The 25,798-nt window shown below is 47.7% G+C and carries 18 protein-coding genes; 7 read left to right on the top strand and 11 right to left on the bottom strand.

The features are described from left to right. Positions 1-42: 42 nt before the first annotated feature. Entirely contained in the window at positions 43-1,200 is a 1,158-nt protein-coding gene (locus J2X05_RS19045) for an AraC family transcriptional regulator (protein WP_310075586.1), read from the bottom strand. A gap of 180 nt (positions 1,201-1,380) precedes the next feature. Next, positions 1,381-6,051 carry a glycosyl hydrolase gene (locus J2X05_RS19040; protein WP_310075584.1) on the bottom strand — a complete coding sequence of 1,557 codons (4,671 nt, stop codon included), beginning with the start codon at positions 6,049-6,051 and terminating at the stop codon, positions 1,381-1,383. A 291-nt stretch (positions 6,052-6,342) separates the two neighbouring features. On the opposite strand from J2X05_RS19040, the gene J2X05_RS19035 reads away from it, so the two are divergent. Then, a complete protein-coding gene (locus J2X05_RS19035; RefSeq protein WP_310075582.1) occupies positions 6,343-6,663 on the top strand; it encodes a hypothetical protein in 321 nt (106 codons plus the stop codon). A 100-nt stretch (positions 6,664-6,763) separates the two neighbouring features. On the opposite strand, the gene urtE is transcribed toward J2X05_RS19035, so the two are convergent. The 5 genes from urtE to urtA all read right to left on the bottom strand — a co-directional run bounded on the left by urtE (position 6,764) and on the right by urtA (position 11,841). Then, a complete protein-coding gene (gene urtE / locus J2X05_RS19030; RefSeq protein WP_310075580.1) occupies positions 6,764-7,453 on the bottom strand; it encodes an urea ABC transporter ATP-binding subunit UrtE in 690 nt (229 codons plus the stop codon). A 38-nt stretch (positions 7,454-7,491) separates the two neighbouring features. Then, positions 7,492-8,238: an urea ABC transporter ATP-binding protein UrtD gene (gene urtD / locus J2X05_RS19025; protein WP_310075579.1), complete on the bottom strand. Its 747-nt coding sequence runs from the start codon at positions 8,236-8,238 to the stop codon at positions 7,492-7,494. Further along, on the bottom strand, positions 8,228-9,433 hold the full coding sequence (urtC, locus tag J2X05_RS19020; protein WP_310075576.1) for an urea ABC transporter permease subunit UrtC: 1,206 nt from the start codon (positions 9,431-9,433) through the stop codon (positions 8,228-8,230). The genes urtD and urtC overlap by 11 nt, the downstream gene beginning before the upstream one ends. 15 nt (positions 9,434-9,448) lie before the next feature. Next, positions 9,449-10,375, bottom strand: coding sequence for an urea ABC transporter permease subunit UrtB (gene urtB, locus J2X05_RS19015; RefSeq protein WP_310075574.1), 927 nt, complete (start codon positions 10,373-10,375; stop codon positions 9,449-9,451). A 203-nt stretch (positions 10,376-10,578) separates the two neighbouring features. Continuing rightward, positions 10,579-11,841 carry an urea ABC transporter substrate-binding protein gene (gene urtA / locus J2X05_RS19010; protein ID WP_310075571.1) on the bottom strand — a complete coding sequence of 421 codons (1,263 nt, stop codon included), beginning with the start codon at positions 11,839-11,841 and terminating at the stop codon, positions 10,579-10,581. Between the two features lie 444 nt (positions 11,842-12,285). On the opposite strand from urtA, the gene J2X05_RS19005 reads away from it, so the two are divergent. Continuing rightward, positions 12,286-15,744 (top strand): ATP-binding protein, encoded by a 3,459-nt coding sequence (locus J2X05_RS19005; protein WP_310075569.1) that lies wholly within the window; start codon positions 12,286-12,288, stop codon positions 15,742-15,744. Positions 15,745-15,790: 46 nt separating this feature from the next. Continuing rightward, positions 15,791-16,708: a response regulator gene (locus tag J2X05_RS19000; RefSeq protein ID WP_310075567.1), complete on the top strand. Its 918-nt coding sequence runs from the start codon at positions 15,791-15,793 to the stop codon at positions 16,706-16,708. An 86-nt stretch (positions 16,709-16,794) separates the two neighbouring features. Here J2X05_RS19000 and J2X05_RS18995 read toward each other — a convergent pair whose 3' ends face one another. Next, on the bottom strand, positions 16,795-17,811 hold the full coding sequence (locus tag J2X05_RS18995; RefSeq protein ID WP_310075565.1) for an LGFP repeat-containing protein: 1,017 nt from the start codon (positions 17,809-17,811) through the stop codon (positions 16,795-16,797). Positions 17,812-18,143: 332 nt separating this feature from the next. On the opposite strand from J2X05_RS18995, the gene J2X05_RS18990 reads away from it, so the two are divergent. Continuing rightward, positions 18,144-18,617, top strand: a complete 474-nt coding sequence (locus J2X05_RS18990) for a hypothetical protein (RefSeq protein WP_310075563.1) — start codon at positions 18,144-18,146, stop codon at positions 18,615-18,617. Further along, positions 18,617-18,901: a transcriptional regulator gene (locus J2X05_RS18985; RefSeq protein ID WP_310075562.1), complete on the top strand. Its 285-nt coding sequence runs from the start codon at positions 18,617-18,619 to the stop codon at positions 18,899-18,901. The genes J2X05_RS18990 and J2X05_RS18985 overlap by 1 nt, the downstream gene beginning before the upstream one ends. A 104-nt stretch (positions 18,902-19,005) precedes the next feature. On the opposite strand, the gene J2X05_RS18980 is transcribed toward J2X05_RS18985, so the two are convergent. The 3 genes from J2X05_RS18980 to J2X05_RS18970 form a co-directional block, all read right to left on the bottom strand. Next, on the bottom strand, positions 19,006-20,205 hold the full coding sequence (locus J2X05_RS18980; RefSeq protein WP_310075560.1) for a glycoside hydrolase family 3 N-terminal domain-containing protein: 1,200 nt from the start codon (positions 20,203-20,205) through the stop codon (positions 19,006-19,008). A 127-nt stretch (positions 20,206-20,332) separates the two neighbouring features. After that, the gene (locus tag J2X05_RS18975) at positions 20,333-20,884 is read right to left on the bottom strand and encodes a pyridoxamine 5'-phosphate oxidase family protein (protein WP_310075558.1); all 552 of its coding nucleotides are present in this window, start codon (positions 20,882-20,884) and stop codon (positions 20,333-20,335) included. Between the two features lie 62 nt (positions 20,885-20,946). Further along, positions 20,947-21,408, bottom strand: a complete 462-nt coding sequence (locus tag J2X05_RS18970) for a GNAT family N-acetyltransferase (RefSeq protein WP_310075556.1) — start codon at positions 21,406-21,408, stop codon at positions 20,947-20,949. A gap of 294 nt (positions 21,409-21,702) precedes the next feature. Between J2X05_RS18970 and J2X05_RS18965 the strand changes: the two genes are divergently transcribed. Next, the gene (locus tag J2X05_RS18965) at positions 21,703-25,089 is read left to right on the top strand and encodes a glycosyl hydrolase (protein WP_310075555.1); all 3,387 of its coding nucleotides are present in this window, start codon (positions 21,703-21,705) and stop codon (positions 25,087-25,089) included. A gap of 129 nt (positions 25,090-25,218) precedes the next feature. Then, positions 25,219-25,767: a PEP-CTERM sorting domain-containing protein gene (locus tag J2X05_RS18960; RefSeq protein ID WP_310075553.1), complete on the top strand. Its 549-nt coding sequence runs from the start codon at positions 25,219-25,221 to the stop codon at positions 25,765-25,767. Positions 25,768-25,798: the final 31 nt, after the last annotated feature.

The following is a 25,798-nucleotide window of genomic DNA, read 5'->3' as shown; positions in this document are numbered from 1 at the left end:
GACAAATAGCGCGCGCACCTACGCTATTTGACGTATGGACAATCAGTTTTTACGGTTGAGTTGATCAACGTAATCCGTTGGCGTCATATGGAGGAATTTTTTAAACGCGCGATAAAAGGTCGATTTACTGTTGAAGCCAGCATCGGCCATCACATCCAGCATGGAGGTTTTGCCGTTACGGCTGGCCAATATGTAAGCCGCCTTTTGCACGCGATGGAAGTTGATGTAATCAAAAAAGTTTTGTCCGGCATCGCGGTTAATGGCAGCGGAAATTTTGCGCACAGGAATCTCGCTAACTTCCGCCAGTTGCTCCAGCGTGAATTCAGGATCGAGATAGAGCTCCTTGTCTTTCATCAACTGATTGAGTTTTGTCATAATGAGTGGGTCATATTTTTCAGGTTCAGGTGCGTCAGATTTTTCCTCCTCTGACACTACTCGCCGATATCCGATGGTGGAATGGGCCATGCTGTAAAGCACTAATGCATTGACAAACACGAAGCTAAACACGTTGCCGGAAATACCAATCAGGTTTCCAATCCATTGGGATGCATTTAGCAGCGTTAGCAAGTAAGAAATAAACACCCACACCCAAATCATCAAAAAACCACCTATCAACATTTGCAACCAAAACATATCGATGTTTTCAATGTTGGAGTAGTGCTGCTTTAAACGGTTTTTGTATTGGAAAAGCAGGTAAAAACAACCGATGCCATAACCTACATATAAGAAATGCCTCATCCATAGATGCATCTGGAATACAGGCTCTTTGTATAACAATCCAAATTGGGTAATACCCAGCACCCGTTCTTCTGGTGTCAGGCTGGTATAGAGGCCGATGATAAACAAGGGGAATAGCAGCAGCGGCAACAAGTGTACGGCATACCGCCAGTGCAGCTTGAAGTCGGGATCAATCATCGATTTCACATAAAAAAATAACATAGGTGCCGCAAGGTAAACGCTGAATTTCAACCAATAAAATATGTGTACAGCGCCATCCAGATAGGCAACTTTGATACTGGGACTCCAGTAGATAAGCGAATCAAACGCATCGAGCCCTATCGCTAGCAGAAACATTGCGAGAAAAAAATTGGCCTGACGCCTTCCCAGATTCGCCGTCAACAAAAGAATAGAGAAAAGCAACGACTGGAAAATGACCAGAATGAGAGGAATATCATTAAAGCTTAAAACTAATTTATCCACCTAAAGCCCACCGATGTTTGTTTATTTTTATGTCACATCATTCTTCATAAAACCAGCATAGCCCAGGGGTTGAGTGTCAACAAACAAAAGGACGACTTAATACCTGCGGCATCGCAGGCAAAGGCTGAGCTAAAAAACCGGCGCAATTGCGCCGGTGATAATTGCATTGCGGGCAAATTCTTATTGCACAGTCCATGTATGGGGTTGGTTGCTATTATTGGCTTCACCGCGGCTGGCGGTGCTGATGGTGAAGTAATAATTCAGCGCAGTGCCTGGGGTGATGCCGGGAATGATCACCTCAAAGCTGTTGCCCTGTAAGCGGGTCATGTTGTTCCAGCCAGGGGTAAATACCCATACCCAGTTCAGGTTTTCAGTGGTGGTGAAGGTGATTTTCACCCCGCCATTGCTGTAGCTGGCAGTAGTGGTGTAAGCCACGTTCGCGCCATTTGGCATTACTGCACTCGCCGAGTAGCCATTAGTGACCGCGGAAGACGAAGAGCTGGAGCTGCTGGATGACAGCGATGAGCTGGAACTGCTCGATGGCACCAATGAACTGGATACGCTGGATGCTGACGAAGAACCCGCCCAATAGGTCATCGTTTTCCAGCTGGTTTCACCTGGACCAGGGTGGAAGGTTTGACCACTACCTGGATTGAAAGTGTAAAACCGCGCTTCAACCACATCCCAGCCCGCATAAACACCATTGCGGGTGATTTGGTAGGTGTAGGTACCATCGCCATTGTTGATCTCGGCGCCTGCCTGGGCTTGCAGGTCATTCACCACATAGTCCTGCAGGCCGTTGCGACGGGCAAACAAATGTACCTGTTGTTTGCGCTCATTCAGGCGGATGCTGAACTGCATACCACCATTGGCCAGCGCGGTCATTTTCACTACCCCCAACTCCACGCCCACTGACGAATTGCTGGAGGACAGACTGCTTGAGGATGACGTTGAGCTTGACGTGCTGGTGGACGTGCTGGTTGAAGACGAGCTGGATGAGCTGGGCACACTGGACGAGGTGCCGCAGTTAGCTGTGCTGTGGCTGTAGCTGTAAGGCCCCAGATCGTGCCCAACGGTATCAAAGTAAGTGAATTCAAAATTCACACCGCTGTTGTTGTTCAGGCCGGTCACGTCAAAGTAGGACTTGCCCTCCGCCGTTTTGGGCATGCGATAGCCACCTGACTGCATGGGTGAAGTGAGGCGGATATCGGCCCAAACCGCGCTGCGATTGAGGGTGATACGCACCGCACTGCAACTGGTGCTTTCTATGCAGTAGGCTGCGGTTGGGTCGCAGGCGGGCGGCGCTTCGCTGGTGACAACGGTAAGCGTTGCCGCGGGTGATTGCACCGCGTTGTTGCTCGCAATCACACTGACTTGATAGCTGGTTGCAGCATTCAGGCCTGTAATTACGCGCTGGACGGTGCCGCCAGTGGTGGGAATCGACTGTACCAATGTGCCGTTGCTGCGCAGCTCAATGGCATAGTCGGCGTTCAGGTAGGCAGCGGGAATAGCGCTCCAGCTCAAGGTGAAACTCTGGTGATCTACATTGGTGGTGCTAAGGTTTTTCACTGCTGGCACCAGGCTGGTATCTAAGGGAGTCTCAAAGGTGCTGTAGGCCGAGCGACCGCTTAAATCCTCAAAAACAGAGGTTACGCTCAGGCTGTAGCTGGTGCTGTGGGTCAAACCGGTAATGGCGACTGAGGTGCCGGTGACCAGCTGGTTAAACACTTCGCTGCCGCTGCTGTCTTTCACCACTGCGCGATAGCTGGCGCCAGTCCACTCGCCAGTCAACGCTGTCCAGCTGGCGTTGGCACCGGTAAAGCTTAGGTTGGCCACACTCAGGTTGCTTACGGCGGGCGCTACGGCATCGTCACCGCTCATACTGAACGGAGCGACATTGATGCTGACACCATCGCTGAAGGTGATGGTTTTGGGGGTAGCAGTAGGGTTGTAAGCCACATAGGTGCGGGTGCCATTTTTTTCAAACACCGCGTAGTGCGCGGTATCGGCGCTAATGCCTTTTACCGGGCGACCTAATTGACGCAGGTTGAAAATCCAGTGATAGGTATGGGTTTTGCTGGCACCGGCTTCACTGCGCACTTCGTCATTGGGGTACATAGGTGCGAGTGAGGGATCAAACTCGGTTTTGTAGTTGCCGGCGGCATTGAACTTGTCGGCCGCTGTCTGCGGGTTGACCAATGCTTCGGCCTGCCACATCAAATCGTCCCAGAATTTGGTTTTGCGACGGAAATCGTACTGGGTGTACTCGGCGGGCAGGTCTCTGTGCCAGAGTACAGAGGCAAAGAAGTTGGTGTCCTCATTCAGACGATCCATCACCAGTTGCAGAGAGGGAATAGTGCTGCCACTACTGAGTTTGCGCTCCATATGGCCCAGGTGCAGAGAGGCGCCGGTAACGGGCAGGAAGTTAATACCCGCAATCATGCGCGGTGCGGCTGAGAACCAGGTGCCGTAGTCGGCCTTGCTGTGCCATACCAGGCCTACCGAGGCGCGGTCAAAATCCTTCTGCACAAATTGGCTGCCGTTATCCCAAAATACATTGCGTGGAAATACCGCATTGTCCACATCGAACCAGTATTGGTGAATGGCCTGGATCTCGCTGGCATAGAGGAAAATCCCCAAGTCGCGAATGGCGCTATCGCCGGTTTCCGAACCCCAAAGCGCAACCGCTTGCGCGAAGTTAATACTCTCGGAGGAGGACTCCTGATTGCCGCCGGCGTCCATGTTCAAATGGCCATTGGCGAGTGAGTAGCCGTTGTAGATGTCAAAGTAGCGCAGGTACTGGAAGCGGGTATCGCTGCGATCCCAGTTGGCTGAGTCTTTAATCAACAAGTCGACCATTGGCTTCCACTGCTGCGCCCAGCTGTGGTCATAGCGGGCGATGGCTGCAGCGGCCGAGATCAAATAACCGGCGTGGAAATGGTGATCGTTCAGTTCGGTATCCGAGCCAAAACTGGCGGGGAAGCCGGTGAGCGAGTTCCACTCCTCGTTGTAGTAGAAGTATTTTTTCTCGTTGGCGAGGCGCAAGTCGCGGTAGCAGTTACTGCGCGCGGGTTCAGCCATGGGGTTGCAATGGCTATTGTTGTAGGCCTGGTCTTGCTGCCAGTCGTCGGCACTTAACCAATCTTCCAAATGCGTTTTAATGCGCCCCATCAAGGTGGCGGCAATATCGCTTCTGCCGGTTTGCTCGGCAATGTGCAGCAGCTGCAGCATCCAGTTCAGTTCTTTGCCGTTGTTGTAGGTATCCAGCACATCGTTTTGGGTCAGGCCGTCGGCCCACTGGCCGTTTTTGTCCTGCTCCAACAATGTCATCAAACGCTCCAGCTCGGCGCCTTCCAATTTATTGGGCAGGTTGGGCAGCAGGCCAGGGTGGTGAATGCGGGTCTCAAAGCTATTGCCTTTAATCACTTTCATCTCACCGCGCGGGGTGGAGTAGGTGTAGGCGTAATCGAGGTCGCCCGCGTTAATGTATTGGTGGCGATAGAGCCCCATCATGGTTTGGTTGATGGCATCAGGGTCGGCGTATTGCTCGGTGCCTACCTGATGGGTGGTGACTGTGTAAGTGGATACCACTTCTGCGGTTGCCTCGTTATAGCGGTAGTCAAAGCGGGTATCGGTGGGCAGAGCATAGGCATGGTGGCGGTAGTCAGCAATCAGCGCATCCAGTTCTTCGACTCCGACACCGTCACCGGCTTCATCCTCGCGGAAAAAATCCCCAACCAAACGCGATACCACCAGCGGCTGGCGGGTGCCAGCGATATGGGTGGGCAAGTCGCTCACCGCCGTACCTGCAGCAATCGCAAAACCCTGCTCGGTATAGCTGGTAGGCGCCTTGAAAATGTCGTTAATTTCGTTGGGCAGAACCGCCACGCTGAAATACTGGTGACTGGCGGGCAGGGTCATGGTTATCTGGCCATTGCTGGCCAGCTCTTTCAAGTCAAGATTCGCCAGGTTGTAGCTGAACTGAGTGCCCGGCGGCGCAAAAATTCCGTAGCCTGCACGCACGTCGCCCAAGTACAGGGCGAGCACTCCGTCGGACTCGTGCACAATGCGCATACCATTAAAGTAGGTGAAACTCACGCTACTCAGGCCCGTTTTCTGGAAGTGAATGTAGGGCGAACCATTCACCAGAGTCACCCTTGCAGCCTGGGTGTTTTCATTGGCGTCGGGATTTTTGAGCAACACGGTGGCGGCAAAGTCGCTGTAGTTATCCAACTGGGTTTCATCGGCATCCATACCGTCAAAACGAATATTCAGCTCGGTGCCACCCAGAGGGTCAAGGCGTGGGTCGATGCGCGCCGGATAGGTGTAGGCGGTGAATTTCGGGTTGCTGGTGGATGGCAGTACCCGTTTGTCGGAGTTGGGATCCTCGTAGCGGTAGGGTACCAGCAGCGGGATTTGCGCATAAGTCAGGTTGACGCCGCGATTAGTGAACTTGAGCGTGTAGGGCGAATTACTCATCCAGTGTGAGTAGGGCACGGTATCCACATTAGTTTCGATAATGCCGCCGTTTTCATTGCGGATCAGGTTTTTTACAGCGTGGGGCCAGACCACCGAGGACCAGAACTCGTGCGTGGGAGTGGGTTTACCCGAGCTTTGAAAGCGGTTGGTGACCTTGGGGCTCTGCTCCTGGCGTGGCACATAAATACCCCAGGGCTGCCCTTTTGGCACGGTTTGGTCATAACCTTCAGCGGTGGATGGCGCCCAGCGATGGGCGGGTTTTTCGGTGGTAAAACTACCGGCGCCGGCAGGTACTTCCCCCGCCTGTACAGCGATGGAGGCGGTGAGCAGGCTGGGCAACAATACCCCGATTAATCGTCTACAGGATTGCATCTCGTATACCTCTTTTATTGATTATTGTGAGCACCGCAATGGCGGTTAACTTATCTAATCAAAGTGCGAGGAGGCTGTCGTCCCAGCGGCGGATCGGTGCTCCTTGAGACGCACATTAAAAGTCCCACTAATAAGTCCCAGTTGAGATTCACGCAGGCAGTACGCGTTGAACCCAGCGTCAAGCGCGTGATTGTGCAAAGACTGTGATAACCAGTAAGAAGCCCGAACTATTATTTTTATTATTTATCTCAGAAACGTCTTTTAGCAATTTGACCAATCACGAGGTAAACAATGAAGATATTAATAAAAGCAGCGCAATGCGCAGGTGTTTTGGGCGTTTTACTGCATTCGTTTGCAATGCCAGTCTACGCCGCTGAACAGCAGCGGCCACCGCGCGATGAACATCATTTCGGCCCACCTCAAGAAGCACTGCTTGCCTGCAAAGGATTAACGGAAAATGATGTCTGTTCGTTTGCAGGGCGCAATGATGAATTGGTGAACGGCGTGTGCAGCACACCTCCGCACCAATCAGATGAGATCACCCTTGCGTGCAAACCAGACAATATGCCAGAACCACACAATGGAGAACCTCCTGAAGACCGTCAGGATTAACGGCAAATAAAAGAGCCAGCAATCGCCCGAGACGTAGCGAAAGCTGGCTTAAGAAGTAATAACTGAAATCAAAACAACAATGAAAAATTACACTGCCCTTTTACACTGATAAGTAGGACGCAACCTTTGCCTCATTAATCGTCTCGCGTAATTCTTCATGAACTATTTCGCCTTTCTCGATCACCAGAATCCGGTCGGCAATATCCAATGCAAAACTTAATACCTGCTCTGAAACAACAATTGATAAACCGCGCTGGTCGCGAATCATTTTTAAGGTTCGACCAATTTCGCGAATGATCGACGGCTGAATACCTTCTGTCGGTTCGTCGAGAAATAACATTTTTGGATCACTCGCCAGTGCGCGGGCAATCGCTAATTGCTGTTGCTGACCACCGGATAAATTACCGCCACGGCGATTGCGCATCTCCAATAGCACCGGAAACATATCGTAAAGTTCTTGTGGTACCGAACGTCTTTTTGTAGTGGTTAAACCTGTCTCAATATTTTCCTTTACGGTCATGCTGGAAAATATCATCCGCCCCTGGGGTACAAAACCAAACCCGCCGGCAACACGCTGGTAACTTTTCAGTTGGCTCACTTCCTTGCCGTCCAGTTTTACACTGCCACCGGAGCTGGGGATCACACCCATCAAGGATTTCATCAGTGTGGTTTTGCCCATGCCATTGCGGCCCATCACCGCGACAATTTCACGCGGTTTCACTTCAAAATTTAATCCATGTAACACTTCGCTCTGGCCATAACTTACGCGGTAATCTGATACAGATAACATAATGAATTTCTCCGAGGTGTTATTCGCACAACACTTTGTTAATGGCCAAGGTAAACTTCAATCACTTTCGGATCATTTTTGACTTTATCGACTGAACCTTCCGCGAGAATTTTTCCCTGGTGCAACACGGTAACCTTGTCGGCGATTTGCGCCACAAATTGCATATCATGTTCGATCACAATCACCGAGCGGTCTTTGATAATGCTGCGTAGCAATTCTGCTGTTTGTTGTCGTTCGCCCACCGACATACCAGCAACGGGTTCATCGAGCATTAAAAGATCAGGGTCTTGCATCAATAACATACCGATTTCCAACCATTGTTTTTGGCCGTGGCTTAAGAGCTCCGCTTGTTTATCCAATTGATCGCCGAGAAAAATCATATTGGCAACTTCATGGACTTTACTGATCACTTCCTCATCGCGTTTAAATACCAACGCGCCGAATACCGAGCGTCCGCGCGGAAAAGAAATTTCCAGGTTTTCAAATACACTCAAGTCGCCGTAGATAGAAGGGGTTTGAAACTTGCGGCCAACACCGGCTTTAACGATATCGTGCTCCTTCATTCTGGTGAGTTCGCGGTTGCGAAATTTAATGGAGCCATCAGTCGCTTTGGTGCGGCCACAAATCAAATCCAACACTGTAGTTTTGCCCGCGCCATTAGGGCCGATAATGACGCGGATCTCATTTTCATCCACATAAAAAGTCAAATCATTAACCGCTTTAAAACCATCGAAGGAGACAGTGAGACCTTCCACCGCCAGGACAAAGTCAGTATTACTGCTCATGGACAACTCCTTGCGGCAAAGTGACAGATTCAGTTTTAGTATTGGTTGGTTTTGATGGCAGAGGTGTTGGTGGTGATGAATGATTCACAGGAGTTTTGCCAAATAATTTGGCGAAGAACGCGTCTACTTTCGGTGCAGCGTAGGTGTTGTATAAACCGGCCAGACCGTTAGGAAATGCCATTACCACCGCGATAAATAAACCACCCATCGCAAACAACCAAAGCTCCGGAAAACTCTCCGAAAAAGAGGTTTTAGCAAAATTCACCAAGAGCGCGCCATACACTGCGCCGATGATGGATAAACGTCCGCCAACCGCACAGAAAATTACCATTTCAATCGAGGGTACAATGCCGACTAAAGTAGGCGACATGAATCCCACCTGCAGGGTAAACATAGCACCACCAATCGCCGCAAAAATCGCCCCGATGCAGAACACAAAAATTTTGAAATTGGACACATCGTAACCTGAGAACCGCACACGGTCTTCTTTATCACGCATTGCCACTAACAAGCGGCCCAATTTACTTTTGCGAATAAATTGCGCGATAAACAAGCATACAAACAGCAAAAACACGCATACAAAATAAAACACGTATTTGGCGTTGTCGGTGCGGATATCCCAACCGTGCAAGGTGCGCAAATCGGTCATACCATTTACACCGCCGGTATAACCTTGTTGGCCGATAATTAAAATCGTCAGAATTGCAGCGAGTGCTTGGGTAATAATCGCAAAGTACACGCCCCCTACCCTGCGCTTAAACATGGCAACGCCGATGATGTAGCCCAAAATGGTGGGCAGCAAAATAATCGCCAGCAGCGTAAATCCAAAACTGTAGAAGGGCTCCCAAAAGAAAGGCAATTCGGTAATTTGGTTCCAGTCCATAAAATCCGGAATGCCGGGGGTGGATTGAATTTTGGTGCTCTCCGGATCAGAGGCTTCCAATTTCAAAAACATCGCCATGGCATAACCGCCTAAACCGAAAAAAACACCCTGCCCTAAACTTAAAATCCCACCATAACCCCAGCACAGAACCAAACCCACAGCAACAAATGCATAGGTTAAATATTTACCGACTAGGTTGAGGCGAAAAATATCCAGCGAGAGCGGCAACACAATCACCAAAATTAATGCGAGCACCAAAAAGCCATAGAGATCTTTTTTGGGCAAGAGTGATCTTAAACCTTGATAGGACATAATGAGAGACTCCTCTTAACGGCGTACTTTCAGGGTGAACAAACCTTGCGGGCGCAGCATCAGGATCAACACGACAAACAAGAGCGTTAATACTTTGGACATAGAACCACTCATAAAGAATTCCATGGTCGATTGCGCTTGCGAAATGCTGAATGCAGAAGCAATGGTGCCGAGCAAACTCGATGCACCACCAAATACCACCACCAGGAATGTATCGACAATATAAAGTTGGCCAGAGGTTGGGCCAGTAGAACCAATCATCGTAAACGCACTGCCCGCAACACCAGCAATGCCGCAACCCAGCGCGAACGTAACGCGATCCACTTTGCCGGTATTAATGCCCACTGCACCTGCCATAGGGCGATTCTGTACTACAGCGCGCACTTGAGTGCCCCAACGCGAGCGATACATGAGCAAGGCAACGGCAAGTGAAATCCCGAGTGCGAGACACATTACAAATAAACCGTTGATTGGTAACTCAATCGATTCGGTGAGTTGATAAGAACCCATTAACCAATCCGGCAATGTGACGCCCACTTCGCGTGGACCAAACACTGTGCGATAGGTTTGTTGCAGAATTAAACTTAAACCCCAAGTTGCCAAAAGAGTATCCAATGGCCGGTGGTATAGATGTCGGATCATCGCCCATTCGACTAATGCACCTAGTGCGGCGGCGGCGATAAACGCGAGTATCATCGCGAGAATAAAATAGATACTGAAAAAATCAGGCAAGTAAGTGGAAAAAACATGCGAGGTTAAATAAGTCACGTAAGCGCCGAGAATCATAAATTCGCCGTGCGCCATATTGATCACGCCCATCTGGCCAAAAATAATCGCCAACCCCAGGGCCATAAGCACAAACACCGAAAACAAAATCAATCCCGCTACACCTTGCATCGCAAAGATCGATAATAATTCCGAGCTACTGTATTCAGCGAACATAGCTGCACCTCATCTCGATTTAAAAACAGAGCTTCTATCCAAAGTGAGGAGTAGAGTTCAATTTAAAACACGCCGTAAATACATCCATGTAGGCTAAAATCGGCATCCATGCCTCATATTGTTTTAAATCAAACTCTACTCCTCACTCATCACGATCTTCTCAACACATATCGCAACCAGCCTTGCGGCTGGTTGCGACTTTATTATTGATAACCTTTCGGGAATGGATCCGGTTCGATCAAATCTTTGGTTTCGAAGACCACATCGTATTGACCATCAGTGCGTGCATGACCGATACGGGTTTTAGACCAGAGGTGATGATTGGGGTGAACTTTTACATAGCCTTCAGGCGCCGTCGTCAACTCAATACCGGGTGATGCAGCGCGCACTTTATCGATATCAAATGATCCCGCTTTTTCCACTGCAGCTTTCCACAACCAGGGGCCGAGGTATGCAGCTTGGGTTACGTCACCGATCACGATATCTTTGCCATACTTCGCTTTGAAATCCGCAACAAATTTCTTGTTGTTTTCGTTCGGCAAACTTTGGAAATATTTCATCGCTGCATAAGCACCCACCATGTTCTCACCACCGATACCCAGAATTTCGTCTTCGGTTACCGAAATGGTCAACACCAGTGGTTTTTCTTTAGTCATATCAATACCGGCTGCTTTTAATTGCTTGTAGAAGGCAACGTTAGAACCACCCACCACAATCGCATAAATCACATCGGGCTTTTTCAATTTAATTTTGTTGATCACCGAGTTAAATTGGGTATGACCGAGTGGATAATATTCTTCACCCACCACACTCAAGCCCAATTTTTCAATGTGTTTGCGCGCGATTTTGTTAGAGGTGCGCGGCCAAATATAATCGGAACCGAGCAAGTAGAATGATTTGGCACCCTTGGTTTTAGTCACCCAATCGATACCGGCAATAATTTGTTGTGTAGCCTCCTGACCGGTGTAAATCACGTTGGGTGATTGTTCCAAACCTTCGTAGAAAGTTGGGTAATACAACATACCGTTGTACTGTTCAAAAATTGGCAACACTGCTTTACGTGATGCCGATGTCCAGCAACCGAACACTGCAGCAACTTTATCGTTCACCAATAATTTTTTGGATTTCTCCGCAAAGGTTGGCCAGTCACTCGCGCCGTCTTCCTGGATGTATTCAATTTTGCGACCGAGCACGCCGCCCATTGCATTGATTTGATCGATCGCCAGCTTTTCTGCTTGCACCGAACCTGTCTCACTGATCGACATAGTGCCGGTCACCGAGTGCAGGATACCCACCTTCACCGTTGTATCTGTCACTGCAAGGCCAGTCGTGTTTACATCGGCAGCTTGAGCATTACCAAACACAAGCGAAGCCGCCAGTGTGAGCAAACATTTTTTCCAGGTTTTCATGCCCGCACCCTGTGTGCGGGGCGAAACATGAAAGGAAGATAGCAGGGTCTTGTTCATGGTCATTCCTCAGGTAATTAAAAATTGTTTAGGTTGCGCACAAGCTGTAATAGGGATTTGCAGATTGTTACCACTGAGTTTTTGTCCTTACTGCGACGTTTAATCACTGAGAGGGAGCTTTGAAGCGGAAGCTGTCTCTACGCTTCACAATCTAGGCGCGAGCAGCATTTGAGACCATTCGATAAATGACACAGACCACTACGTCATTTGACGCATGGATAAATCACAAAGTTGGTACAGCAATTGAGTAGGGATTAATCGTAGATGTTTAAACGCCAGTGATAGCGGTGTTGATTAATTTCGCAGCAACAAAAAATGCACCAAGAAAGAAACAATAAGTGCACAAATGCACACAAATAAAGCGCACAACATAAAGCGCTGATAAAACCACTCACTTAATCGACGAGACGTTCCCGGACGAACAGACTGTTTAACGGGTAAACCATGACTGCCAAGCAGCATATATTTCGCGTGCGGCGTAATTACAACCAGTGGGTTGCCAACCAGACACTGGAAGATTACGCGCTGCGCTTCACTGCCAAAAGCGCACGGCGCTGGTCTGCTGCACGGGTAGCAACCACAGCGCTGGGCGCTATTTCATTTCTTGCATTGGAAGCCATAGGCGGTGCAATTACCTTGCACTATGGCTTTAACAATGCAGTCGCCGCGATTATGGCGGTGAGCTTGATTATTTTTCTCACCGCCATTCCCATCAGCTACTACGCTGCCAAATACGGTGTCGATATCGACCTGCTCACACGCGGAGCTGGTTTTGGTTATATCGGTTCCACTATCACTTCGCTGATTTACGCTTCCTTCACATTTATTTTTTTTGCGCTCGAAGCCGCCATCATGGCTATGGCTTTGGATTTATTATTTGGGATTCCACTCGCATGGGGTTATTTAATTAGCTCGCTGGCGATAATTCCGCTAGTCACCCACGGTATTACCTTTATCAGCCGGTTCCAATTATGGAGCCAACCACTGTGGATTATTCTGCAGTTACTGCCGTTTGTTTTTATTATCTATGCCGATGCCAGCGCGGTAGAAAGTTGGACGGAATTTTCGGGCGGGATGCAAGCACAAGAAGCGCCGGGTGAAGGCATTAATATTTTATTATTTGGTGCAGCCTCCGCCGTTATTTTTTCGTTGATTGCACAAATCGGCGAGCAGGTGGATTTTTTACGCTTTTTGCCAGAACCAAAACCCAATGCACGTTTACGTTGGTGGGCGGCACTTATTGCCGGTGGTCCGGGCTGGATTGTGATTGGTGCAATTAAAATTCTCGCCGGTTCGTTTCTCGCCGTACTCACGTTAAATCACGGTATTGGTATCGAAGAAGCTGCCGATCCAACGCGGATGTATATGGTGGCGTTTAGTTATATCGCCAGCTCGCCGGAAGTGGCTTTATCGGTCGCGGGTATTTTTGTCATTTTGAGCCAGCTCAAAATTAATGTTACCAATGCTTATGCCGGTTCAATTGCCTGGTCAAATTTTTTCTCGCGCTTGACTCACAGCCATCCCGGTCGGGTGGTGTGGCTGGTGTTTAATGTGGCGATTGCATTATTGTTAATGGAGCTTGGCGTTTATCGCGCATTGGAACAAACGCTAGGTTTTTATGGGATAGTCGCCGTGGCCTGGTTAGGTTCGCTGGTGGCCGATCTCGTGATTAACAAACCGCTCGGCCTAAGCCCGAAACATATTGAATTCAAACGCGCGCACTTATTCGATATTAATCCTGTGGGCGTGGGTTCAATGTTGATTGCTTCGATTGCCGGCATCGTTTGCCATACGGGAATCCTCGGTAATATTGCACAGGCGCTTTCACATTTTATCGCGCTGGGCCTTGCACTTATCTGTGCACCACTGATTGCATTTGCCACTGGTGGGCGATATTACCTTGCCCGTCCGGTCGTTAATGTGATGAAAGATGCCGATCACAGCGAAGGTGCTCACGCTACGATTTCCTGCTGTATTTGCGAACATAAATTTGAAACTGAAGATATCACCTACTGCCCCGCTTACGCTGGACACATCTGCTCGTTATGTTGCTCGCTTGATGCACGCTGTCACGATTACTGTAAACCGGGCGCTAATTATTCCACGCAGCTGAGCAATTTCTTTAAGGTATTTTTACCTAAGTCGATTACCACCAATATCAATTCGCGCGTGGGGCATTTTGTAGTCCTTGTGCTATTTATTAACGGGCTCTCGGCGATTCTTCTCTCACTCATTTATTTCCAAACGCCGATTGATGCACCAGAGACAGCAGCATTATTAGAAGCAACATTGTGGAAAGTATTTTTCCTGTTAGTGATTATTACCGGCGTAGTCAGCTGGTTATTTGTATTGGCCCATGAAAGCCGTGTTGTTGCACAGGAAGAATCGCAACGGCAGACACGCTTGCTTATGGAAGAAATTGAAGCACATGAACGCACCGACCGCGCACTGCAAACCGCTAAAGAAGAAGCAGAAGCGGCCAATCAGGCCAAAAGCCGCTACCTCACCGGAATTAGCCATGAACTGCGCTCACCGCTAAATGCCGTACTGGGTTATGCACAATTATTGGAAAAAGATCCGAGCATGCCAGCGCATCGCAAAGACGCGTTGGGTGTCATCCGCCGCAGCGGCGAACATCTTGCGGATTTGATTGAGGGTCTGTTGGATATTTCCAAAATCGAAGCTGGACGATTGGATTTGCATCAAGACCAAGTGCGCATTGCGGTATTAATGGAACAGCTAGTCCACATGTTTCGTTTACAAGCGGAAGCCAAAGGCTTGATATTTATTTACGAATGCAAAGACCGGCTGCCGGAATTTGTGCGCACCGATGAAAAACGCCTGCGCCAGATTTTAATTAATTTATTATCCAACGCCATTAAATACACTGACAAAGGTAGTGTGGTGTTTAAACTGCGCTATCGCAGTCAGGTCGCTGAATTTACGATTACTGATACCGGTGAAGGCATTGCACCGGAAAACATCGAGCGTATTTTTCGCCCCTTTGAACGCGTGCGCCGCGCAGGTTCCACTGCAACGGGAACCGGATTGGGATTAACGATTACCCGCTTGCTCAGTGAAATTATGGGTGGCGATATCGCTGTCACCAGCACACCCGGCGTTGGCAGTACCTTTAAAGCGAGCTTGATGCTCGCCAGCATCAGCAAGCCCCACCCCGAATTTATCACCGCACCGGTGCAAACTATTTACGGTTACAAAGGCACAGTGCGGACTCTCATGCTGGTTGACGATGAAGCATCGCACCGCCAACTGATGCGCGCCATGTTGGCACCGCTCGGTTTCGAAATTATCGAACTGGATAATCCCCTGCTCGCGCTTGATCGGCTAATGCAGGAAATAGACAACAACCGCAGCCCGGATTTAATTATGCTCGACGTCTCCATGCCCGGCATAAATGGTTGGCAGTTGGCAAAACAATTGCGTGAAGCGGGTTACCACTCACCCATTATTATGGTTTCTGCAGATGCCAGTGAAGGCAAGGATTTACCTGCGCATGATAATACTGAAGTTACACCGCTACATGATGCCTACGTGATTAAACCAGTGCGCATCAATTTATTACTGGATCATATTGGCCGTTTATTGAACCTGGTGTGGTGTTACGAAAAACAGGAAAGCGCCGCACCTGCATCACAGCTTATCGGAGCGCTGGAATTACCGGCCGATAATCATCTGGACGATATTGCTCATCTCGCAGCTATAGGCCACAAAAAGGGGTTGCAAGACAAAATCCAGGAGCTTGAAAAATCCGGTACAGCCCATCCGGTATTTATTCAGGAATTAAAAAAGCTCACTGGCAATTTCCAGTTTGAAAAAATTTTAGCTTTAGTAGATGCAGAGATTGCTGAAGAACAAGATACAGAAGTGACTCAAGACCAGTAGTTATATTTGAAGATCATAAATTCGTTAAAACAAAGAGTAAATTGCAATGAACACTAAGACCCAGTCGCAAGTCGTATTGGTGGTAGATGATGCTATCGACAGTATTCATATGCTTAACGATGTATTGGAAGAATCGCACTTCACCGTATTAGTCGCACTGGAAGGCGCGCAGGCACTGACCATCACTAAAAATATTCGCCCGGATATTATTTTGCTCGACGCCATAATGCCGAACATGGATGGCTTTGAAACCTGCCGCCAATTAAAACTCAACCCGCAGCTCGCCGATGTACCGATTATTTTTATGACTGGCCTTAGCGACACTGAGCATGTGGTAATGGGTTTGAATGCAGGCGGTGTGGATTATGTAACTAAACCGATTAACCCGGACGAATTGATTGCGCGCATGCGTGTGCACCTCGCCAACGCACGCATCACCCAAAGTGCACGTGCTGCCCTGGATACTGCAGGGCAATATTTATTAACCATCGATTTACACGGGCAACTAGTATGGGCCACACCACAGGTTTATCAATTGTTGGACGGTGCCGGCGCCACTGCAGATTCCATCGCCCTCACCCACACCATTAGCCAGCAGTTGCGCGAGTGGATCAGCCACAAACCCGAAACCGGGCGACAACTGCCACTACAACAAGTGACGCAAGAACTCAGCGTGGAAATGTTGAATTTAATCGACGGCAAAGAATATTTACTACGCCTGACTAACCCTCACAAACCCGCTGACGACACCCAATCCCTCAAACAACAATTTTCAGTAACCGGCCGCGAAGCCGACGTATTGTTATGGATCGCCAACGGCAAAACCAACCGAGAAATCGGCCAGATTTTGGAGATGAGTCCGCGTACGGTGAATAAACATTTGGAACAGATCTATAAAAAACTCGGTGTGGAGAATAGAACCTCTGCAGCGGCAGTGGCTATTAAGTGTTTGGCGCGGGGATGACACAAAAGTTATGTAGAAACCTATTCTGATGATAGAAAATAGAATGTGATGATAACTAAACCCAACACATTCTATTTTTATTCAAATCAAACAGCAAAGTTACTAATATTGATAGTGACATTAGCAAAATCGTCACCTTCATCCTCATTATTTACCACAAAGCTTTTCGCGGTAAATTGGTCGCGCACGACAATAAAACTGAGCGGTTCCTCACCATCCAGATCGGAAGTTCTATCATCTGTTCCTTCATAAAGGCGTAGTGTGCCAGTCATCATTACATCGCCACTAATCATTGCCTGCGCATTTAATCTAAGTTCAACTCGCATTTCATCGCCCGCGACAACTTCCATAAAAATAGTTTCTTGTGGCATATCACTGGTGACAGTCGCCTGTCCCTGACCGTCTCCGCTACCATGTTCATTAGCACCAATGTTTTCATGGTCAGTTAAATCCATATGCGCGCTAACGACAACACGTCGCCTTACACTGGTAACTCCCGCATGACCATGATCCTGAGGTCTGACTCCACTCGCTGGCGCAGGCCGAATAAATGACGATACAGCCGCACCCGCAGAAGGAGACCAGGCTATTTGCCCATGCTGAAAATTGCTTGCACGTCCCTGACTCACGTCAACTTCGTCAGAAATGGGATAGCCTAATCCTGCTTGCTCGGCACCCAGGTCAAACCATTTTTGCCGAATATCACCATGTATTTCGTGTGCACCAGTCTCGGGGGTCCAATAAATCGATCCTCCTTCGAAATGATTGAAGCGCCCAACACCATCGTTTGCGCCTAGCTCATCTGTAACAGGAAACCCTAAAAATCCGTTCTCCCACCCCATTGAAGCCCATTTATCGCGAATAAGGCCATAAATAACACAAGCGCCAGCATCTGAATAATAGATGGAACCCTTCTCATAGTGCTGGTACCAACCTGCGCGCACTGGTGCAGGCAAGATGGCAGATGTGGCTTGCCCCAACCATGAGTTTTGTTCTCGTTTTTCGTTTATTTTTTTATGCGACCACAAAATAACACTGCGTGGCTTAAATACATTGAAAGTAGTTTCCGCAATTAACGGTCTAAGTCTGAGTGCAGTTGGCATATCTTTCTCCTTGATTCCTAACGGTTAAGTGAATTCTAGAGACATCTTCTGATCACAAGCGACCTCTAGCCAACATCAACATATCAATCCCGATATTTCACGTATGTGAGTAAATACGAAACGACCTAGTGATATTTTTACATTTGGCGTATCAATGACCATTGATCATAGAAATCGCGATCAATACAAGAAAATAACAAACATTTTAAAAAGCAGTCTGTGGCGCAGCGGTAAGATGACCATCACTTTCCGCAACGAAAAAAAACAACTTTCCGAAACGGAAAGTCAATGTTATATTAGTTTCCGAAACGGAAACTAAAGGGAGCTAAACGATGAATACTACCGACCACCCCATTACCGCTGACGATGCAAGAGCAGCACTTGAATCATTAGCAATGGTTAACAAAATCGCCGTTAATAGTATGCGGCCGCCGTTATGGTTAATACTTCTGTGCGCAGTCTCTTTGGGCATAAAAACTGCTGCTATGGGACTGATGATTAGCAATGACCTGTGGATTAGCATCCAATGGGGCTCCTATATTGTTTGCTGCATCTGTATTGCCTCATGGATTATTACTCTGCACGTAAAAGGCATAGACATAAAGATTGTTGATGTAAACATAACAAAAACAGGGATTATTTCCGCCATTCTTATTTGCACATTGCTTGTGTCATCCCGCGTGACTTACCTGCAAACAGGCTCCCTCTTATTTCCGGTTATAGCGGGTATATTCAATACACTGATTCTTGCTTACGGCCTACATTTTGGTCTGCGATGGAATGTAAAAGAAAGGGAGAAAAATTAATGGCTACCGCTTGTTTTGATGAATTGATCCACGCGCCCAACCGTTTAAAAATATGCGCGCTTCTCGCACCGGTCGCATCACTGGAATTTGTAACCCTATGCGAACAATTGGGCGTGAGCGACTCTGTACTTTCCAAACACATTAAGTCACTTGTCGATGCGGATTATGTGGTTATTAACAAAAAAACCAGCGATGGAAGGCAGAGAACCTGGTTGTCACTCTCAGCTAAAGGACGCAAGGCTTTTGCAGGGCATGTAGAAGCATTGAAGGAAATTGTGGGGTGATAAAATTGTTCAATTATCAACAACAGTCACGGTGTGCGCACAACTGCACATCTTTACTATTGAAGGATATTGACTAAAGCTGAGGGGAAGTTCAAATTTTTCGGCTACTCGTTAAGAGATCTTATACACTTTATAGCAGTGAAGTATTTTTCATCGTCATATGCAATTAATAAATAATTAATAGTGGTCGAATATGATTGAGCCACACTCTTACAAAAACCACGGTTATAGATCGCCCCCATAGTTAGGTCGTCTGTAATGAGCACATTATTAATACCTAACTTTGATCTTATTATACTCTCAACAACTAAACTAGATGTAGTTATTGGATTTTCGGGGTCAACGTTTTCTAATATTACATGTGAAAGCATTAGCCATGACGAGGTCGATTTCAATATCTCCCTGAATGGAACCAAGTCTGTCTCTAGAAGAGTTGGAATGTCAGCATTCAAGCGAGCCGAAAAATGATGTGTGTCAGATTGTACTCTTGCAAGCCCCGGAAAATGTTTTAATGTCGCTTTAACACCTGACTCCTCAAGCCCTTTAACATAAGGTAATGCCACATTTACTACTTCTATTGGATTTGATGATATTGCTCTTGTCGCAATCAAAGAATGAAAATCAAATTTACTTGGAGGCCGGTTAGGCTTTAAGTCTAGAACGGGGCTAAAATTTACTGTTATCCCCAATTCATTGAGCCATTTTCCTTGCATCTTTCCATACTCATAACTTGACTCTCCTTTGCTACTAGCAATAGCCAATGATTCTTGCTGCCTAACTAATGGTGATAATCTGGACACAGCGCCTCCCTCTTGATCGGTCGTGATAATCAAAGGGGGCAGGTCATTTTCTTTTCTTATTTCTTGCAGCTCTTCGATAAATGATTTTAGAGAATTATGTGTTTCACCTTGTATATTTCTTTTTGTTAAAAATATCCCTGCTATTCCATTGACAGCTAGTCTTTTAATCTGGTTTTTATCATTAAAACCCACAATAAATCGTTTATTTATTAAAGAAAATTGGTTTGATTCATTCAATAAAATCTCATTTTTATATTTATAAAAATAATATTCATTTTTGCTAACGATAACCAGCAAGATTGCAGTGAAAACCAAGCAAAAAACTCTAATCCATTTTTTTTCTTGTAGCATTGCACTAACAACCAAAAACACACTTGATAACAAGAAAAATAAAATTTCAAAATCCCTGATAAATAACAAATGAGGATCTCTAAAATTTAGTGCCCAAATAGCATTTATAAAAAGCAAGGAAAACATGAATATACTAACTACAACTCTTTTCACAATCTCCTAATTCTCCATATTAGTTTATTAAACGGCCGATACCATATTCCATTAAAACATACATCTAAAAATATCAATTAAATTAGGTGTTTGCTTCAAGTTTTACCTTTCTGATTCAAAAAATTTGCTAAACCGTTTTCTCCACAATACCCGTCGCCTTCCCATCCAAACTCAGCTGATTTTTCTCTTTCCAATAAGCTTTAATTCCCTCCTGGCCTTTATTTATCGCCCAGTTGGTTAATTGCTCGCGTTCAGTGACATAATCAAAAAAAGGCACTGCCATCCCGCAGGAAGTTTGCACCAAGTCAACTTGCAGATCAAAAATCTGGCGCGCGCCGGGAGTTACAGCAAAGTTGCTGTAGAGTTGATTCCATTCGAGATCTCCATGATGAATCGCACGAGCATTGCCATATAAACGCAAAATCATCGGCGCACCTTCAAACGCGGCGAACATAATGGTCATACGTGGATGGGTTTGCAGGTGCGCGGCGGTTTCATTGCCGCTGCCGGTGACATTGAGCCAGATAACGCGGTTGCTATCGAGTACGCGCAGTGAATCCATTCCCTTGGGAGAAATATTGACCCGGCTGTCTTCGGTGGCAGTGCCGACAAAAAATAATTTTTGTCGAGCAATAAATTCCTGAATGTCTGCAGTCATTTCTGAATAACGCTTTCCCATTGTTCAACTCCTTGTTTATTAATAAGCAGCTGACTGATAAGTCACCAGCCGCGCTATTGTTGTCAAAGTGGATCTATCTTCATCAACGTCGCCTGGCCACCGCGATACGACTCCTGCGCGATAAACTGCCAACCCAGCTCGCGATAGAATTTGGCTTGGTCTGGAGTAAAGAGATAAAGCGGGCTGAAACCGAGTGCTTTGGCCTGACTAACAATATGCTTCACCAATGCCGCACCCACCCCGCGCTTGCGGCAATCTGGCCTCACATAGACGCTAGCGAGCCAGGGCGATAGCTCGGGGTGACTATCCATATCGCTCTCCACCAACGCAGCAGTACCCACCAAGTGTTCGCCATCCACACAGATATACATCGCGGGTATAGGCGCGCCTTTTAAAAAGCGCTGCATGCGTTCGATGCGTGATTCCAAAGTCCCGCCCGGATTTAAATAGCCCCACTGCGCATGATGCCACGCGGCGATAGTGGGAATATGTTCTGGGGCAGAAGCTAGATTGATAATTTTCATGCAGTTTCATCTTGGTTGCTCAAGAGCCAACATTATCCACCGAAAGAGTGCATCTATATAAGTGGCGACGTGTGCTACAACACGAGTGAATAAGCAAAATTTTTCTCAGGCTTATTTCTTAGATAAAGGCGTTTCACTCTTTATATTCCATAAAGTGAACCCTCCCACATTGGGTTTATTTTCAACTTGGGACGATTTAACTGACACCTTGGACTAGGGTGGCGCGTCGGACAAGGCTCGCCTGCCGGGTGAGCACCAAGCGCACCAGAATCTAACAATAAAATGGGACATATCATGAAACAGTTAAAGAATGCCTTACTCATCTGGGGGGCAGTCGCACTCGCACCTGTCTGCTCAGCAACAATAACCTCCTACGGTGCCGGTAATATTACCGACGCCGCCAACCCCGCCGGTTACAAATGTGCGGTTGATCATGGTAACTGGATTTACAACGCGGGCATCGTCAAGCCGGGCGTTAGCAGTTGCAGCCCGATTGGCGCACCCACGGCCATCTATCCACAAAAAGTGGCTCCTGCAACCGCCAAACACACCATGACCCATCGCTGGTGGGGTTCGATTTCGTTTATGGGCGAAATGAAAGTGGGCGATCCCAATGGCGCCGGCTACATTACGCCCGATCCTATGACTGCGCGCATAACTGATCGCGGCGTGCGCATTATGGGCATTCCCGGCGGCCTGCGTACCAATCCCACGGCAACACAGTATTCCATTCCTGATCCATTCAATGAAGTGTTTGATGGTATCGCCATTGCCAATACCGATTACACCAACCTCGAAGCCTACCTGAAAGATTACAGCGATGGCTCAGTGACTGTGCAGTGGAACAGCGGCAGTACGCCGGTGATGGAAGCAACCTTTGTGCACGGTTCGCCCTATGCCTATTTCACTGCACTCAAAGGTAACTTGCAGTTGCGCACCAAGGCCGCTGATGGCGGAGAAAAAGGGATTTTTTACCAGCAAGGAAACTCTCTGGGTGTATGGACCAGCGTTGCGGGCAACTACAACAATTTCCTGATCACCGGTCACGATGCAACCACTTTTAGCAACATCAATACGGCGACTATCGGCATCAACAATACCAGCAAACGTATGACAGTCACGTTGCTGCCGCAAGTATCCGGCACGCCGTCTGCAGCAATGATTCAGGATTTTGCACAATACGCTGCACAGCGCGTGGATAAAGTGAATATCACTTACGCCGTAAACCGCACCACTAGCAAAGTGACTGTGACCCATAAATTCCAATTCAATGGCACCCCCGTAACCACTATGGCGGGCATGTTGCCAATGGCATGGAAAAATTCTACGCAAGCGGTAAGCAATTACAAAGTGCGCAGCGCGCGCGGCGTAACAAAATTTGCAGCGACCAATGGCTTTAGCTACACGATTCCATTCGTGGGTGTGCTGCCTTATTTGCCAGAAAATATTGGTGATTACGATGCAAACCAATTAAAAGCGTTTGTCACTGAATTTGTAAACCAAGGCCCTGCCGGTTGGAACAATATGACCGATACCTACTGGGCGGGTAAAAATTACGGCAAGGTTGCCGAACTCGCTGCAATTGCCCGCTCAATTGGCATGACCGCCGAAGCAGATCAACTGATCAATTGGCTCAAAGGTGAATTGCAAGATTGGTTCCGCGCGAATACCAACGGCAGTGTCGATACCACCAAATATTTTTCCTACGACAGCAACTGGGATACCTTGCTTGGCTACGATGAATCATTCGGTTCACAACAACAATTAAACGATCACCACTTCCACTACGGCTATTTTGTCCGCGCCGCTGCAGAAATTTGCCGTGTTGATTCCAGCTGGTGTAGCGCAACGAATTACGGCCCCATGGTGGAATTATTAATTCGCGATTACGCCGCACCGCGCGATGATGCCATGTTCCCTTACCTGCGCAATTTTGATCCGGCTTATGGATTCTCCTGGGCATCAGGCCATGCGAACTTTGTATTGGGCAACAATAACGAATCGACTTCTGAAGCAGCCAATGCCTACGGCGCAATGGTGTTGTACGGCCAAATCACCAATAACAGAGCACTCACTGAACGCGGCATTTATTTACATGCATCATCCACTGCAGCTTATTGGGAATATTGGAATAACCTGGATCGCTTCCGCGGTTTAGGCGGTGATTACGATAACTTTGATGCTGCTTATCCAAAAATGACTACCTCCATTATTTGGGGCAATGGCCATGTATTTTCTACCTGGTTCAGCGGTGCTTACGCGCATATCCTGGGGATTCAAGGCCTGCCGCTGAGCCCATTGGTTTTCCACATTGGCCAACACGCTGATTACCTCGATCAATATGTCGATTTAGGTATGAGCCAATCAAGCAACGGCAAACCTTCCGGTTTGATCAACGATCAATGGCGCGATGTCTGGTGGAATATTTGGGCAATGGCTGACGGCCAGGCCGCTGTCGATGATATGCAAACCTATGGTTTTAACTACGTACCTGAAGCAGGTGAAACCAAAGCGCACACATATCACTGGGTTTACACACTCAAACAATTAGGCCATTTGGCAACAGGCACAGGTGCATTGACCGCAAACAGCCCTACTGCTGTCGCATTTAATAAAAATGGTTTGATGACTTACATTGCGTACAACTATGGTTGCAGTTCGCAGTATGTAGTGTTTTCAGATGGTATGACGTTAAATGTGCCCGCTAAAAGTTTCCGTGTAAAACGCACAGGCGAAACACCGGATTCTTTGCCGACATCTACCAGTTGCACACCGGCAACCAGCTCCTCCAAGAGCAGCCTTGCCAGTTCAGTGACCAACAGTGTGACTTCATCCAAAGCGAGCAGCGCGGCAGCGCCAAGCTCTGTTGCAACCACCAGCGCTGTAGTCGCTAGTAGCTCAACAGCAACCAGCAATGCGGTTGCTTCCAGCAGCGCGACCAGTCAATCACAAGCATCAAGTTCATCTGTTGCCAACGCAAATTATGGCCACACCGTTATCGCCGCCGACAGTGTGCAATTTTTTGCAAACAACGCTGCATGGGCGGATATCCATTTCACCGTCAACGGTGGTGGCCAACAAAATATTCGCATGGTACACAATGCTGACAACTCCAACACTTACGAATTAACCGGCCTACCTGCTGGTGCCACCGTGCGTTATTTTATGACAATTGCACAAACCCTCGGCGCAATGGATACCCCCTGGGCTGAATTTGTTGTGAGTGGTTCTGTTGCTTCATCAAGCGCTGCATCCAGCACTCCGGCAAGTAGTTCATCAAGTGCAAGTTCAATAGCTGCATTCAGCCAACATATAGAAGCAGAAACCTATGCGTTTATGTCTGGCCTTGAATTATTTGGCACTGGCGATGTTGGTGGCGGACAAGTGGTTGGCGCAATCGATGCAGGCGATTGGATGGCATTTACCAACATCACATTCCCAACTACCGGAAATTATTTGGTGGAATATCGTGTAGCCAGCCCAACCGGTTCACTGCTATCACTCGATCTAAACGGCGGTTCAATTGTGTTGGGTAATGCCAGCATTCCCGCCACGGGTGATTGGGGTAACTTCACCACCGTAACCCAAACTGTCACCATCAATGCCGGCACTTACAACCTCGGCATTTATGCGCAGCAAGGCGGCTGGAGTATTAACTGGTTGCGCATTACCAAAATATAAAGAGCCAAACGTTAATTTGCATTTTCGTCATACCCACGCATGCGGGTATCCATGAAAAATACCGCAGTTGAATTCTCAGCTGCGGTATAGCGAAAAATAAATTACAACACTCATACACGGAGATTGACCATGAAAAAAATGATTACCATGCTGACGTTAACTGCTGGCTTGTTGTTCGGAGCGCAAGCCAAGGCTGTTATTATCGATGCATCCACAGTAATTCCCGACGAAAATATTTTGCTGAACTTCAATGGTTTGGATTGGGTTTATGCAGGTCCTATCGCTACTGAGGAGTGGGGTCCAGGCAATATTGAAGCTCCTGAATATCGCGCTGCAGAAGGTTGGCGCTATGCCACCCAAGCTGAATGGGACTTACGCCCCGATTGGACAGATTTTATTATTGGCGGTGCAACGGTAGATGCCGTCGCTGGCTTCAGCGATCACGCAGTTTATCGTTTCGCGTCTGAATACTGGGGCAACTTTAATCACATCGATTTAAATGATGCTGCAGAGGGCAGACTAACCAACGGTTACGATATAGGTTCACCCTATGACGTCTACGAAACCTGGTACGTCCGCGATACAATTATCTCTGACGTACCTGAATCATCGTCAATTATGTTGTTGGGATTGGGATTGCTGGGCTTGGTATTTGCGCGCAAGACACAAAGGAAATAATTGTATATAAAAAATAAGGCGGCTCATTGCC

The sequence above is a fragment of the Cellvibrio fibrivorans genome (genome assembly GCF_031457055.1).
Taxonomy (GTDB): domain Bacteria; phylum Pseudomonadota; class Gammaproteobacteria; order Pseudomonadales; family Cellvibrionaceae; genus Cellvibrio; species Cellvibrio fibrivorans.
This window is presented reverse-complemented; position numbering and strand designations above follow the sequence as displayed.